Source organism: Streptomyces sp. UH6, assembly GCF_013421635.1.
Classification (GTDB): domain Bacteria; phylum Actinomycetota; class Actinomycetes; order Streptomycetales; family Streptomycetaceae; genus Streptomyces; species Streptomyces abyssomicinicus.
In genome coordinates this window covers 1-13,776 of record NZ_JACADT010000057.1, presented here as the reverse complement: position 1 = coordinate 13,776, position 13,776 = coordinate 1, and the positions used below count along the sequence as shown (strand labels likewise).

Genomic DNA, 13,776 nt, shown 5'->3' with positions numbered 1-13,776 from the left:
GCCCGCGCCGTCGGCCGACGACCTCAGCACGTCCGTGAGCCGGCCCCGCACGTCCGCCCTCTGCTCGTCGAGCAGCTGGTACATGGCACGTACGCGGGCCTGCTCCACGGTCACCGCGGGCGCGCGCCGCGCTGCGTTCAGCCGACGTGGAGGACCCGGAAGCGGTCGGCTCCGGCCGGGTCCCGGTCCACCACCTGCACCGGGGGCCAGGTCCACTGCCACACGCCGATGCCGGGCGTGCGGGAGAACCGGATCCGTCCGCGGGTGCCGTCCACCGTGACGCGCTCCCAGGGTGCCGCCTGGTCCGCCCCGTGTTCCGCGCCGTACGCGCGCAGCAGTTCGGCGAGGGCGACGATCGTGTCGTAGCCCTCGAAGGCGACGAAGGACGGAGCTTCGGCCAGCTGTCCGCGGAGGGCCGTGTCGACGCGTGCGCCCAGCGGGCCGAGGCGCTCCGGCAGATAGCGCAGGAACGGGATGCCGGAGCCCTCGGTCCCGAGCAGCGCCCCCCATTCGGCGAACTCCGGTTGTCCGGCGGGGGCGCCGAGCAGGAGTCCGGCGAGGCGCGGGTCGCGGCGGACGGCCCGGACGACGGAGACGGCCGGCTCCGGGTGACCGGCCAGCAGGAGGAGCGCGGTGACGCGGTGCGCGACGAGCTGGTCGCACAGCTCGGCGGGCGTGTGCGCACCGGTGTCGAGCTCGACGACGGTGCCGCCGTGCGGCGTGAGGCAGTCCCGCAGGATGCCGGTCCCGGACGCCCAGTAGACGCTCGGCTGCGTCGCGACGGCGATGCGGGTGTGCCCCGCGCCGAGGAGGAAGCCGGCGTAGGTCCGCCAGCCGTGGGACTGCGCCGGGGCGATGCGTGCGACCCATGGCGTCGGCTGCTCGGTCAGCGCGTCGAGGACCGCCGACGAGCAGAGGAACGGCAGTTGGAGGGCGTCGGCCCTGGCGGCCGCGGCGCGGGCGACCACGCTGTGGTACTCCCCCGCCAGCGCGGCCACGCCGAGGCGGGCCAGTTCGTCCACGGCCGCCGTCGCCGTGTGCGGATCCGCCGCGGTGTCCCTGACGAGCAGCTCGACGGGCCGCCCGGCGACCCCTCCGGCGTCGTTGATCTCCCGGGCGGCCAGCTCGGCTCCGGCGAGCAGGTGCCGGCCCGCCTCCGTCCAGCCGGGGCTGCTCAGCGGGGCGAGGAAGCCAATGCGGACGGACGGCCCGTCGGACCGTGAAGGTGCCTCGTTCATGCGCGGGCGTCCCCCGCGTGACCGGCCCGCTGCCCGCCGGCGCCGTGCGCGATGCGTCTCCCACTCACCGATGTCCCCCTCCGATGGTCACGACTGCGGGCACAGCCTAGAGGTTGTCTCCTTGAAAGGCTATGGACGCCATTCCTGCTGGTAGGCGGCGTGGTCGGCGCACGACTGGCCAACGGCTCGCAGCGCGTGTGCCGGGCCGACCGAGCGGAAGCCGGAGGGATCCATGGCGCCGTGGCCGAGGTGGCCGCACTCGACGCGTACGCCGCCCGAGACGTCCTGACCTACGAGGGGGGAACCGTCGGTGTTTCGGCCAACCTGCCTTCGCCCGCGCGCTCTTGCGCGGCAAGGGTCGGTGCACTGCGCACCTTCACACAACCGCGGAATCCCGGTGCGCGAAAGCCGTCCGAAAGAACACGTGCTCGAAATCGGGTCTGCCTCGTTGAGCACGCTGACGCCACCACCACGCCTTCGGGAGGGAACACCTTGCCGCAAGTCAAACGAGACGGCGACGAGACCGCGACTCCACCGAAAGGTGCCGGGCAGGATGCGACCGGCATCTCGGACGCCGAGCGGGAGCTGTACGGCGGCCGCCTGCGCCACGACGAGTCCTGCGTCCGCCACGAAGGACCACTGACCCGGCTGGGCTTCGGGCACATGGCGGCGGCGCTGCCCCGCATGGTGGGCATGGTGCTGCGCACCGGATGGGAGACGGACCGGCGTGCGCTGGCCGGGGTGGTGGTGGCGCAGCTCGGGCAGGGCGCGACGGCGGGCTGGGGGTTGGTGGCGGTCAACGGCGTCCTGGCCGAGTTGTTCGCCGACGGTCCGACCGGGGGCAAGCTGCATGAGGCGCTTCCGTCGCTGGTGGTGCTGGCCGCGGCAGCCGTGGCGGCGGCGGCGCTGTCGGCGTGGTCGACGGCGATGTCGGGTCGGCTGGAGCCGCAGGTGGAGCGGGCGGTCTCCGCCCGGTACTACGCGGCCGTCACCCACGTCGAGGTGGAGGCGACCGAGCGGCCGGAGGTGCAGCGGGTCTTGGAGGCGGGGAAGTTCGGTACGGACTCGGCCCGCAGCATGCTGCGGCTGTCGGTGGGCGTGGGCGGCGTGGTGATCGGCATGGTGGCGGCCGCCATCGTGCTGGCGTCGCTGCACTGGGCGCTGCTTCCGATGCTGCTGGCCGTAGCCCTGCCCAAGGGATGGGGTGCAGTGCGCTCCGCGCGGCGGGAGTACGTCTCCCGCCTGCACTGGGTCGATCACCGGCGGGCGATCGCCTCCCTGCTGGCGTACCTGACCCGCCCGCACGCCTCCGGGGAGATCCGCGTGCACGCCGCCGGGACGAAGCTGCTGTCCAGCTACGAGGAGATGTCGCGGCAGACGGAGGCGGAACAGCGGTGCCTTGCCCGGGCGCAGGCTTCCACGGAACTGGTCGCCGGCGGCTTCGCGGGGCTGGCGTCGCTGGCCTGCTACGGGGTGCTGTGGTGGCTGCTGGCTTCCGGTGGTCTGCCGCTCGCCGTCGGCGGGACCGCGGTGATCGCCATCCGTACATCGACGGCGCGGCTCACGTCGCTGGTGCAGCAGGTCAACCGGCTCTACGAGGAGTTGCTGTTCCTCACCGACACCGAGGACGCCATCAAGGTGGCGGGCGAGAACGCCATCCCGACCGCCGGGACGCCGCTGCCCACGCCTGCTGTGGAGGTGCGGACGGAGGAGGTGTCGTTCACCTACCCCGGCGCCGCCGACCCGTCCCTGCAGGGTGTGAGTGTGACGGTGCCCCGGGGGAAGGTGACGGCCCTGGTGGGGGCGAACGGGTCGGGGAAGACCACGCTCACGAAAGTCCTGGCCGGGCTGCTGCTGCCCTCCGAGGGGCACGTGTGGTGGGTAGGAGAATTGGGTGAGCGGGTCGAGGTTCGCGAGGCCACCCGTGCCCAGGTCTTCGCCGCCGTCGGGCTGCTGGCGCAGGACTTCCCGCGCTGGGAGATGACGGCCGCCGCGAACGTGGCCATCGGCGCCGGCGACCGCCCCCGGGACATGGACCGCGTCCGCGAGGCCGCAGACGACGCGGGCGTGCTCGACCTGATCGAGGGCCTGCCGCACGGCTGGAACTCCATCGTGTTCAAGGGCTACGAGCGCGGTGTCCAGCTCTCGGGCGGACAGTGGCAGAAGCTGGGGTCCGCTCGCTTCCGATACCGGCAGGCACCGTTCCTGCTGGTCGACGAGCCCACCAGTGCTCTCGATCCTCACGCGGAGATCGCCGCGTTCCGAGGGCTGTGGTCGCTGGCAGAGGAAGGGCACGCGGTTGTCCTCGTCACCCACCGGCTCGCCGCCACCATGCACGCCGACCACATCTACGTCCTCGACCAAGGGCGCGTCGTCGAGGACGGCACCCACGACGAACTCATGGCCCACGCGGGCGGCCTGTATCAGGGCATGTTCACCGCCCAGGCAGCCCAGTACGGGCTCACGCCTCCGGCCGACACGATTCCCGGCCCCCGCGGTGACCAGCCGTCCGGCCACACGACGGCGAGCTGACCCACCCGCGCGACCTCCACGGCCGCGCTCCCCGGTGCCCGCCCAGACCTCGAAGGCGAGACGACGCTCATGCCCCCCAGCTCCTCCCAGATCCGCAAGACCGTCAAGGCGTACCTCGGCCGCCATCCCGGCGAGCGTGACACCTTGGCCGGACTCCTCGCCTCCCTGGACCAGGCCGCCGACGTGACCGCCCGGACGGCGCTGCCCGGCCACATCACGTGCAGCGCCGTCGTCGTCGACCGCCGGTGCCGGGTCCTGCACATCCGGCACCGGGCCAACGGCCTCATGCGCATCCCCGGCGGTCACATCGGGCTCGAGGACCGCACGCTTCTCGCCACGGCCCTGCGCCAGGTGGCGCAGGAGGCGGGGATCCCGCCCGGGGTCCTGTGCCTGACCCGGCAGATGCTCGGCTCACCGGCCGACATCGAGGTCCGCGACGTCGACGCCAACCCCGCGATGGCCGAACCGACCCATCCCCACTACGACTTCCGCTACCTGTTCCACCTCGCCGGCGACACGCCGTCGGCGATCACCGTGGAGGACGAGGAGGCGTCCGGTGTCGAGTGGCTTCCGCTGCCTCAGGTCACCTCGCAGACACTGCGCGCCAAGCTCCTGCGCGCCCAGCTGGACGGCCGGCCGGAGCCGGTGAACGCGTCCGCGATCATTCATGACGGGCAGGGCCGCTACCTGCTCCATCTGCGGGACCACAAGCCCGGCATCATCGGGGAGCCGGGGGCGTTCGCCCTGCTCGGCGGGGGCCGCACGCACGACGACCAGAACATCGAGGTCACGCTGGTGCGGGAGCTGTCCGAGGAAGTCCCCGACCTCCGCCTGGACAACCTTGAGCCGTACACCGTGGAGGCGGCCACCAGTGTCGACGGCCTCAGCGTCCCGGTCCAGGTGTTCACCGGCCGGTGGACCGGCGACCCCGACCGGCTCCGGCTGCACGAGGGCGTCCTGTTGCGGTGGTTCACCCCCGACGTACTGGACCGGCTCCGCCTGAGTCCCGCGACGCGGGACCTCATCCGCCGGCACGCCGCCGAGAACCCCCCGGGCGACGAGTCCGACGCCACCCCTCACCTGCGGGACGGGGGCAGCCGGGCCGTGCTCAACGGCATCGGCGTCCACCTCCACCTGGAGGACGACGAAGGCCGGGTGCTCCTGGGCCTGCGCCACCCCGACTCGGCGTACGCCGGGAACAGTTGGCACTACCTGGCAGGCAAGTGCGAGCAGGAGTCCGCGGTCACATGCCTGGTGCGGGAGGCGCGGGAGGAAGCGGGGCTGGTCATCGATCCCGCGGACGTGGAGCTGCTGCATGTCGTCCATGTCGTGGACACCCCGGGCGGGCTTCCGCTGATGCAGCTCGTGTTCCGCGCGCGCCGCTGGGAGGGAGTCCCCAGGGTTCTGGAGACCGACAAGTGCCTGGCCTGGCAGTGGTGGCCTCCGCACGAGCTCCCGGAGCGGCTTGTCCCCTATACCCGGAAGGCTCTGACCGCCATCGCCGAAGGCCGTACCTACTCCCAGATGGGCTGGTGACCAGCGTGATCACACCCGCCGGGAGCGGGCCCGAACCGCACGCCACAGCGGTGACGTCTGCCGTGCCGGTGACGTCTGCCGTGCCCGTTTCCGCCGAGCGCCGAAAGTGCGACGGGCGCAGTGGCGCCGCCTTGTCCGCCGCGCCCTCCCTGCCGCCGCAGTCCTGCGGCGACACACCCGCGGCCGCAGGCGCCCGGGCGGCGATGGTCGCCCGGCTCGAGGAGAGCGGAGCCTGCGCCCCGGGCCGGTGCACGAGGCCTTGCTCGCGCTGCCGCGGCACATCCTGATGCCCCAGGCTTACGTGCGGCGCAGTGCCGCGGACGAGTCTCCTCCGCATGGGGATCTACTGGACCGGGCCCACCTGGCCGACCGTGAGGAGTTGCTGGAGCGGCTGCACAGCGGGGACAGCGTCGCGATCCAGCACGAGGGTGAGCCGATCCTCGGCCGCGCCGCCACCCCGCGCCGCGGGGGCGTCATGACGGCCATGTCCAGCACGATGAGCATGACCGCCGATCTCCTGCAACTGCCGGACCTGCGGCCAGGGCAGCGCGTACTGGACGTCGGGACCGGTGCCGCAGTGACCGCGGCGGTGGCGTGCTTCGTGTGCGGCGACGCCGGCGTCGTCACCCTCGACATCGACCCGCACGTCACCGCGGCCGCCCACGAGCACCTGTCCGCACTCGGCTACCGGCCGGTCGTCAGGACCGGGGACGGCGCCGCAGGCTGGCGCAGAACTGGCCCATACGATCGGATCTTCGTCTCCTTCGCCGTCCCCCGTGTGCCACGATCGCCACGGCCGACGGGTGGACGCAGCGGACCCGGCTCGCGCCGCCGGCCGACACGGCGCGCGGCATGTGGCTGGCGTTGGACGCCCTGCACCCTGGGCTGGTGCGGCACTTCGGCGCCGAGGACCTGACGATCGGCGCGCTCGAGTGTGGGGCGTGGATGCGCGTGCGCCCCGCGGGCCACCACCGGTGGGACGTGACGATGAGCGGGCCCCGGGGCATCTGGGCGGAGATCCAGGACGTCGCGGCCCGCTGGCGGGCTGCCGGTGAACCAGCCGTGTACGAGCTCCACTTCGATGTCGCCGGCGTCCAACAGGTCACCAGCCCGAACGGAGCCCTGACCTGGCAACTTCCCCACGCCCCCGGAGATGCGTGATGCCCCACCCCACCCAACCGTCCCCCTCGGACGAGGCCCTGTGCGGCTCCGAGGCCGCCGGCTACGCCCGCTACCGTCCCGGCCTGCCGCGGTAGTCCACCTCCTGGCCGCCACCCAGCACGGCGTGCCCGGCCCCCTCCTGCTCGATCTGGGGCACCGGCCAGGCCCCACGGGCGCTGCTGCCCGGCTCCCTGGCACCGGACCCGGCACGGGCAGGGCCTGAGCCCGCCACGGCCGCCGCTGCGGTGGCCGCCCGGAACGAGGCGACCGTCCACCGACAGTCACGCGTGTTCCTCCCGCCACGCGACCACGACGATGTGGCGCGCACGCGACTCGCGCACGCGACAGCAGCCCACGAGTTCCATGTGGGGAGAGGCACCTCCTCGGACCAGCGTGGCAGCATGCGGCAATGGTCTTTCGACACCCCGACGGCGACTACGCGATCACCGCGATGTACTCCGTGCCCGATGACGCCTGGTACCTGGAACTGGATCTCGTTGCCGGGCAGCGGATGCTGGTGACCGCAATCGTTCCCGACGAGGATCCGGCACGGGAACCGACGATGTGCTTCAACCCGCACGCAGGGCACATGGACGTCCCGTACGAGGTCATGCGCTGGTTCATGCACCAGGTCGATGAAGAGATCCGTACCTCCCGTGCCTGGATGCGGCTGAGACCGGAACTCGTCGAGATCATCTACCAACTCCGACAGGAACACATGGGCGTCATCGACGATGACGCCTTTCCCCAGGTTCTGGCGGACGTGCGCAGCTCGGTCCCCGAGGAAGACCTCCCCGCCGTTCTGGAGGCTGCCTTCGGGCGGAACCCTGACGGCACCACCGCAGACCACCCGCAAGCGCCCCGGCCTGTGAACGGTCAAGGAAACAGGTCCTAGGCGCAACCCGGCCGGTTCGGCGAAGCACTTGTCCCCGCGGAGAACCTCGTCTCGTGTTCTCCCCGGTGCGGCCCGGCACGGCACGGCAGGGGACTCACGCCGTCGCGGTGGCCTGCGGCGGCACCCGCAGGCCCGGGGCGAGGGCCAGGGTGACGGCGACGGAGGCCGCTGCCGTCACCGTCATCGCGGCCGCGGGCGAGGTGAGTTCGGCGAGGGCGCCGGCGGTCAGCGCGCCGACGCCCTGGAGGGCGAGCAGGCCGGAGGAGTGCAGGCCGAGCGCCTGGCCGCTCAGCTCGTCGGGGGTGAGCAGCGTCAGGCGTTCCTGGAGCAGGAGGCTCGCCGCGAAGCCGACGGAGGCGAGCACGACCGCGCTCGCCGCGACGAGGAGTGCGGGTTGCAGGAAGAAGAGAAGGTAGGGGGCGGCGAGCAGCAGCCGCAGCGGAGCGCCGAGGCGTCCGCGCAGGTGCGGCGGGAGGATGCGTCCGGCAAGCAGGTCGCCGACGAGCATGCCGAGTGCGGCGCAGGCGAAGAGCAGGCCGGCGTGGTCCGGGTCGTAGGCGATGAAGAGGGACTCGCAGCCCACGACGAGTCCGTTGGGCACCCACAACGCCAGGTAGACGTGGCGCCGCGGTGCGAAGGACCACAGGCGGGCGTTGGCCCGCCAGGTGGCGGCGGCGGAGGGGCGCCCGGTGGCACGGGCGGGGCGGTCGGTGAGTCCCAGGCGGGTCACGGCCGCGGCGGCGACGTACAGTGCGGCGCCCACGAGCAGGGCGCCGTGTGGTGAGAGCAGGACGACGAGAACACCGCCGAGGGCGTAACCGCAGATCTGCAAAACGCCCGCGGCCATGTTGAGCACCGAACGGCCGAGCAGGTGGCCGTCCGCGCCGAGGATGTCGTTGAGCAGACCGAAGCGGACGCCGCCGCCCACCGAACCGATCAGGCCCTCGAACGCGAGGACCGCGAAGACCGCCCACACCGGTGTCCCCGGTACGGCCTGGACGGCGGCGGTCACCGCGAAGACCAGGGCGAGACCGGTCATGGCCGCGCGCGGGCGGAGCCGGTCTGCGGCCGACAGCAGCGTCGCCGCACCGACGACCTGGGCGAGCGAGGGCCCGAACATGGCGAGGGCGGAGAGCAGGGGGGAGCCCGTGGCGGAGTGGACGAGGACGCCCCGGGCCGGTCCGCACACCGTGGAGGCGGCAACCGACAACGAACCGGTGGCGAAGAAGGGCGTGTACTCGGGGCTCCGGAAGAGTTGCCGGTAGGTGCGCATGCCCGGGAGTGTCCGAGGCGTCGCCGCGGCGGCGTTAATGTTTCGCGGGGAGGCGAAACGATGGGGCTGTGGCTGCTCGACGCGGACACCCTGGCGCGCAGCCGGTTCGTCATCTCGCCCCTGGCCGAGACGTTCGCCGCCCTGCTCGACCTGGAGGAGGCGGTGCCCTCCCGGGCCGTGCGGCGGGAGTGGCTGACGGCCCATCTGCCCGCCTACCGACGACGGTCGGCCGAGGACGAGGTGGCGACGGCCGTGGTACGGGCGGGCGTCCGGTACGGCTGGATCGCCGACTTCCTCATCCCGGCACCGGTGGGCGACGGCGTCCCCCGCGTGGAGGAGGAGCTGCGCCGCGTCCGCCGCGCGACGCCCGGGACGGCACGCGCCGACCTGGCCAAGGCCCTGGGCACGGCCTCGCTCCCGCCTGCGCTGCGCCGCGACGACCTCGCCGAGCGCGCGGCGGCCCTGCTGGAGTGGGTGTGGACCGAGACGGTGCTGCCGGACTGGGAGCGGCGCCGCAGGGTGCTCGAGGCCGATGTCGTCGCCCGCACCGGGGAGTTGAGCTCCGGGGGCTGGGCCACCGCGCTCGACGGGCTGCGTCCCCGCACCCGCTGGCTGGGGGACGGGCGGCTGCAGGTCAACGCCCACGACAACCCGCCCCGTGACATCTCCGGCGCGCAGCTCCTGTTCGTCCCCGTCACCCCGCGGCGCGGGTGGGTGACCTGGGACGAGCCCCACCGGTACGCCGTGGTGTACCCCTGCGCAGGCCTGCTGGCCGAGGAGCACCGCCCCGCGCCTCAGGCGCTGCGTGCCCTGCTCGGCCCGGGGCGCGCCGGAGTCCTCGCCCTTCTGGGCACGCCGATGAGCACCACACAGCTGGTGGCCGTGACCGGGCTGGCGCTGGGCTCGGTGGGACGGCACCTCAAGGTGCTGCTGGACGCGGGACTGGTGCGAAGGCGGCGGTCGGGGCGGTCGGTGCTGTACTACCGGACCGAGGTGGGCGACGTGCTGGTCGTGGCGGGTTCCGAGAGCCGCCCGTCCTCCGCGGCGGGGGCGGTCGGGCCGGTCAGACGTGGCAGCGCACGTTGACCAGCAGTGCGTCGGCGGGCAGGGCGAGGAGGTGGGCCTGGACCCCCGGGTGCCCCTCGACGACGTCCGGCTCGTGGACGCAATCGGCGGGACCGCGGCATGCGCCGTGCAGGGGCGCTTCGCCCAGTTCGTACCACCATCCGCCCGTGGTCAGCACGTTGCGCGCGGGCAGGAGGCTGAACTCCCAGGTCCCGACGTACTCCTCGCGGCTGCGGCGGCCGATGCCGACCGCCTGCTCCTCGAAGGAGAAGTGGGCCGCGATGTCCGGCCGCGCCCATGCCGGTGCGGCCTCGGCCCAGGCGCGGACGGCCGGCTGGGCACGGTAGGCGGCGGCCTCCTGTGACGTTTCGTACGAGGCGTGGGTCCCCGCGGCGGCGAGGTGACGGTGGAAGAACACCGACTCGTCGTCCGCGGCCGGGTGCCGGGAGGCCACCTCCTGCCAGCGGTCCCAGACCCGACCCGCGTGCTCGGCACCCCTCGCCCGGAGGACATCGCCGAAATCGATCAGCCCCCTCGGCCCGCCCGCACACATGCCCGGCAGACCGGGCTCCGGCGTGCCGTCCCGGTGAGGACGTCCCGTGATCAGCCGCGGGTCGTCCTGGTGGCCGGCCAGTACCGGAAGGCCCGCGGACCCGCCGCTGATCCGGAAGGAGTCCCAGACGTCCCGTTCCACGGCGCCCACGCCGTCCCGCGCGAAGGGTGCCATCGCCTCCGCGACCGCCTCGTCCACGCTTCCCGCGGCCGCACCGGGCAGGCACACGACGATCGACATTCCGGCCATCCCGGGATCGTAGACAGGACGATCACCGAACGCCACACCTCGCCCGGCGGGCCCGGACGACAGAACGTCCTCGTGCCACGTCAGGCCGGCGCGAGACCGTCCGCGACCAGGCCCGCGAGGACCGCCTCACCGAGGGCGTGGACCGCGGACTGCGGGCGGACCATGACGGTGAACTCCTTGATCCGGCCGTCCTGGTCGAAGTGCAGGAGGTCGATGCCGTGGATCTCCTTGCCCTCGGTCTCGGCGCGGAAGACCAGGACCGCCGCGTCGGCGGGCGAGCCGTCCGCGCCGGTCAGCACGGTGCCGGCGCAGTCACCGACGTAGCGGAAGTCCTCGAAGGTGCGCAGCAGCACTCCGAAGAGGCCCATGACCATCGGCTTGCCCATGAAGGGCGTGAACTTCACCGGGCTGTACAGGCGGATGTCGTCGGTGAACAGGTCGTCCAGCGCCGCGAGATCACGGCGGTCCACGGCGGCCCGGAAACGGTCGGCGGTGTTCATGGCGTGCTGGCCTCCATAGTCCGTCCATCGATGCATAGTCATGAAACTGACTAGTCAGTTTCATGACTACCATAGGCCGGGCGTCGGGTGACAGGGACTGGACGTATGACGGGATTCGGGACGGGAGAGGAGGCGTGGGGATGGCGCTTCGGCACGCGGTGCTGGCCGCGCTGCTCGACGAGGAGCTCAGCGGCTACCAGTTGGCCAAGGCGTTCGATCTGGGGGTCGCGAACTTCTGGCACGCCCGGCCCCAGCAGCTCTACGCCGAGCTGACCCGCCTGGAGAGGGACGGGCTGGTGAGTGGCCGGGAGGTGGTCCAGGAGAGCCGGCCCACCAAGCGTCTGTTCCGCGTGACCGACGCCGGCCTGGCGGAGCTGGAGGAGTTCACGGCCGCGTCCGCGAAGCCGTCCTTCATCCGCGACGACCTGCTCGTCAAGGTCCAGGCGGCGGACCACGTCGACACCACGGCGCTCGTCGCGCAGCTCACCGAACGCGCCGCCTTCGCCCGCGCCAGGATCGACCTCTTCGGCAAGCTGCTGCGCGGTATGCGCGGTGACCGTACGGAGGAGGAGTTCCTGCGTGACGGCGACCGGATCGGCCCGTACCTGACCTGCCTGCGCGGTCTGGCCTTCGAGGAGGGCAACCGCGACTGGTGCGAACGCACCGTCGCGACCCTGCGTGCGAGACGGCAGGCGTCCTCGCCGCGGTGAGGTCCCGGGGCGGCCGGGAAGCAGCACCGGCACCGTCCGCCCGCGAGGAATCTTCACGGACGCCCTTGACCTGGAGCGCGCTCCAGATCCGAGCATGGACCGCATGGACGACACCAACGCCCACCTCGTGCTGGGCACCATGGACTTCGGTACGCGCGTCACCCCCGAGCGGGCCTTCGCGATCCTCGACGCCTTCGTCGCGGGGGGCGGTGTCTGGCTCGACACCGCCAACTGCTACGCGTTCTGGCACGATCCCAGCGGCGTCGGCGGCGCGAGCGAGCGCGTCATCGGCTCGTGGCTCGCCGCCCGGCCGGGCGCACGTGACGCGGTCCGGATCGCGACCAAGGTCCGGCAGAATCCGCTGGTGCCGCACTCCTGGCCGGAGAGCGCCGAAGGGCTCTCCGCCCGCGCGATCCGCGCCGGCGTGGAGGAGAGCCTGAGGCGGCTCGGGGTCGGCCACGTCGATCTCCTGTGGGCCCACGCCGAGGACCGGACCGTGCCGCTGGAGGAGACGGTCGGCGCCTTCGGGGAGCTGGTCACCAAGGGCGTGGCGCTGCGGGTCGGGGCGGCGAACCACGCCTCCTGGCGCGTCGAGCGCGCCCGTGCGGTGGCGCGGGAGCAGGGCGTGGAACCGTGGACGGCTCTGCAGCTGCGCCATTCGCTGGCTCAGCCGCGCCCCCTCACCCCGCTGGCGGAGGGCGGTCATCGCCTGCTCGCCGCGGAGGACCTCGACCTCGCGCGGTCGGAGGGACTCGCCTTGTGGGCGTACAGCGCGTTGCTGTGGGGTTCCTACGTACGCCCGGACAAGCCGCTCCCGTCGACCTATGATCATCCCGGGACCACCCGGGTGCTCGCCGTCCTGGACGACGTCGCCCGCGAACTCTCGGCGACCCCGAACCAGGTGGTCCTGGCCTGGCTGATGCGGCAGGGCATCGATCCCATCGTCGGCGTGAGCCGGGTCGAGCAGATCGAGGAAGCACTCGCCGCGCGCCGTGTGCGACTCGAGGACGACCACCTGGCGCGCTTCGCCGACGCCCGGTAGCCCGCGGCAGCGCGGTCACCCAAGGAGTGCCATGACCACCCTCACCCCCGCGACGGCCGCGGACCGCACCGGGGTCTCCATCGACACCCTGCGCTACTACGAGCGGGAGGGGCTCATCGGCCCGATCCGGCGCTCGGCCGGCGGACGCCGGGAGTACACCGAGGACGACGTCTTCTGGATCGGCCTGGTCACCTGCTTCCGCGACGCCGGACTGGGCATCGCCGACCTGCGGGAGTTCGTGGCCATCCTGCGCTCCGACCACTCGCCGCGGGACCGGGTCGTCTTCCTCCGCGAGCGCCGGGCCGCGCTGGAGGAGCGGGTGGCCGCGCTGCACCGTGCCATGGGGGTTCTGGACGAGAAGATCGCCTATTACAGCTGAGCGCCGGGTGCCGCGACCGTGGCGGGGGACGGGGCGGGGCGGGGCGTACTAGCGTGTGGGCATGACGACTTGTACCGAGTGCGGCTTCGTCCACGACCTCGCGCTGGCTCCCACGGTCGCGGCGTCGGCGAGGGACTGCGCGGACGCGTACGCGGAGCTGCTGTCGGGCGAGCCGTCGCGGTTGCGGCGACGCCCCGACCCCGCGGTGTGGTCACCCCTCGAGTACGCCTGTCACGTCCGCGACGTGCTGCTCGTCCAGCGGGAGCGGGTGCTGGCCGCGCGTCGCTCCGACACACCCGTCGCCGAGGCCATGGGGCGCGACGAGCGGGTGGAGCACGACGGATACCTGAGGCAGCGGCCGGCCGACGTGGCCCGGCAACTACGGGACGCGGCACTGATGTTCGCGGACGTCCTGGATCTCTTGCCGCCTTCCGACTGGGATCGGCGGCTGGTCTACGTCTATCCCGAACGCGAGGAACGGACGCTGCGGTGGCTCGCCGTGCACACCCTGCACGAGTTGCGTCATCACCTGCTCGACATGCGCCGCCTCCTGCCGGAGCCGGTGACGCTCCCCGAGGCGGACGTCCGCCACTGAGCGCACGCACCGCGTCGGCCGGTCGGGCCGGGTGAGCCGAGCGGGAGC

The 13,776-nt window shown here is 72.8% G+C and carries 14 protein-coding genes; 10 read left to right on the top strand and 4 right to left on the bottom strand.

What is annotated here, in order from left to right:
• Positions 1-137: 137 nt before the first annotated feature.
• Entirely contained in the window at positions 138-1,238 is a 1,101-nt protein-coding gene (locus tag HW445_RS06320) for an ABC transporter substrate-binding protein (RefSeq protein WP_180220031.1), read from the bottom strand.
• 564 nt (positions 1,239-1,802) lie between these two features.
• Between HW445_RS06320 and HW445_RS06315 the strand changes: the two genes are divergently transcribed.
• The 5 genes from HW445_RS06315 (at position 1,803) to HW445_RS06295 (ending at position 7,362) form a co-directional block, all read left to right on the top strand.
• Positions 1,803-3,770, top strand: a complete 1,968-nt coding sequence (locus HW445_RS06315; RefSeq protein ID WP_180220033.1) for an ABC transporter ATP-binding protein — start codon at positions 1,803-1,805, stop codon at positions 3,768-3,770.
• A gap of 69 nt (positions 3,771-3,839) precedes the next feature.
• The gene (locus HW445_RS06310; RefSeq protein WP_180220030.1) at positions 3,840-5,306 is read left to right on the top strand and encodes an NUDIX domain-containing protein; all 1,467 of its coding nucleotides are present in this window, start codon (positions 3,840-3,842) and stop codon (positions 5,304-5,306) included.
• A gap of 286 nt (positions 5,307-5,592) precedes the next feature.
• Positions 5,593-6,222, top strand: a complete 630-nt coding sequence (locus HW445_RS06305) for a protein-L-isoaspartate O-methyltransferase (protein ID WP_257230883.1) — start codon at positions 5,593-5,595, stop codon at positions 6,220-6,222.
• Positions 6,195-6,467, top strand: coding sequence for a hypothetical protein (locus tag HW445_RS33345; RefSeq protein ID WP_257230882.1), 273 nt, complete (start codon positions 6,195-6,197; stop codon positions 6,465-6,467). The genes HW445_RS06305 and HW445_RS33345 overlap by 28 nt, the downstream gene beginning before the upstream one ends.
• A 409-nt stretch (positions 6,468-6,876) precedes the next feature.
• A complete protein-coding gene (locus HW445_RS06295) occupies positions 6,877-7,362 on the top strand; it encodes a hypothetical protein (RefSeq protein WP_180220029.1) in 486 nt (161 codons plus the stop codon).
• A gap of 94 nt (positions 7,363-7,456) precedes the next feature.
• Here HW445_RS06295 and HW445_RS06290 read toward each other — a convergent pair whose 3' ends face one another.
• Positions 7,457-8,635: an MFS transporter gene (locus tag HW445_RS06290; RefSeq protein WP_180220028.1), complete on the bottom strand. Its 1,179-nt coding sequence runs from the start codon at positions 8,633-8,635 to the stop codon at positions 7,457-7,459.
• Between the two features lie 60 nt (positions 8,636-8,695).
• Here HW445_RS06290 and HW445_RS06285 point away from each other — a divergent pair, with 60 nt between their 5' ends.
• Positions 8,696-9,721, top strand: coding sequence for a helix-turn-helix domain-containing protein (locus HW445_RS06285; RefSeq protein WP_180220027.1), 1,026 nt, complete (start codon positions 8,696-8,698; stop codon positions 9,719-9,721).
• Here HW445_RS06285 and HW445_RS06280 read toward each other — a convergent pair.
• Both HW445_RS06280 and HW445_RS06275 read right to left on the bottom strand, forming a co-directional pair.
• Positions 9,699-10,502: a hypothetical protein gene (locus HW445_RS06280; RefSeq protein ID WP_257230881.1), complete on the bottom strand. Its 804-nt coding sequence runs from the start codon at positions 10,500-10,502 to the stop codon at positions 9,699-9,701. The two genes, HW445_RS06285 and HW445_RS06280, sit on opposite strands and share 23 nt — an antisense overlap.
• Before the next feature lie 80 nt (positions 10,503-10,582).
• Positions 10,583-11,002 (bottom strand): nuclear transport factor 2 family protein, encoded by a 420-nt coding sequence (locus HW445_RS06275; protein WP_180220026.1) that lies wholly within the window; start codon positions 11,000-11,002, stop codon positions 10,583-10,585.
• 140 nt (positions 11,003-11,142) lie between these two features.
• Here HW445_RS06275 and HW445_RS06270 point away from each other — a divergent pair, with 140 nt between their 5' ends.
• The 4 genes from HW445_RS06270 (at position 11,143) to HW445_RS06255 (ending at position 13,728) form a co-directional block, all read left to right on the top strand.
• Positions 11,143-11,712: a PadR family transcriptional regulator gene (locus HW445_RS06270; RefSeq protein ID WP_180220025.1), complete on the top strand. Its 570-nt coding sequence runs from the start codon at positions 11,143-11,145 to the stop codon at positions 11,710-11,712.
• Positions 11,713-11,806: 94 nt separating this feature from the next.
• Positions 11,807-12,754 (top strand): aldo/keto reductase, encoded by a 948-nt coding sequence (locus HW445_RS06265; RefSeq protein ID WP_374939610.1) that lies wholly within the window; start codon positions 11,807-11,809, stop codon positions 12,752-12,754.
• A 31-nt stretch (positions 12,755-12,785) separates the two neighbouring features.
• Positions 12,786-13,133, top strand: a complete 348-nt coding sequence (locus HW445_RS06260) for a MerR family transcriptional regulator (protein ID WP_180220023.1) — start codon at positions 12,786-12,788, stop codon at positions 13,131-13,133.
• Between the two features lie 61 nt (positions 13,134-13,194).
• Positions 13,195-13,728, top strand: coding sequence for a DinB family protein (locus HW445_RS06255; RefSeq protein ID WP_180220022.1), 534 nt, complete (start codon positions 13,195-13,197; stop codon positions 13,726-13,728).
• The last annotated feature ends 48 nt before the right edge of the window (positions 13,729-13,776 follow it).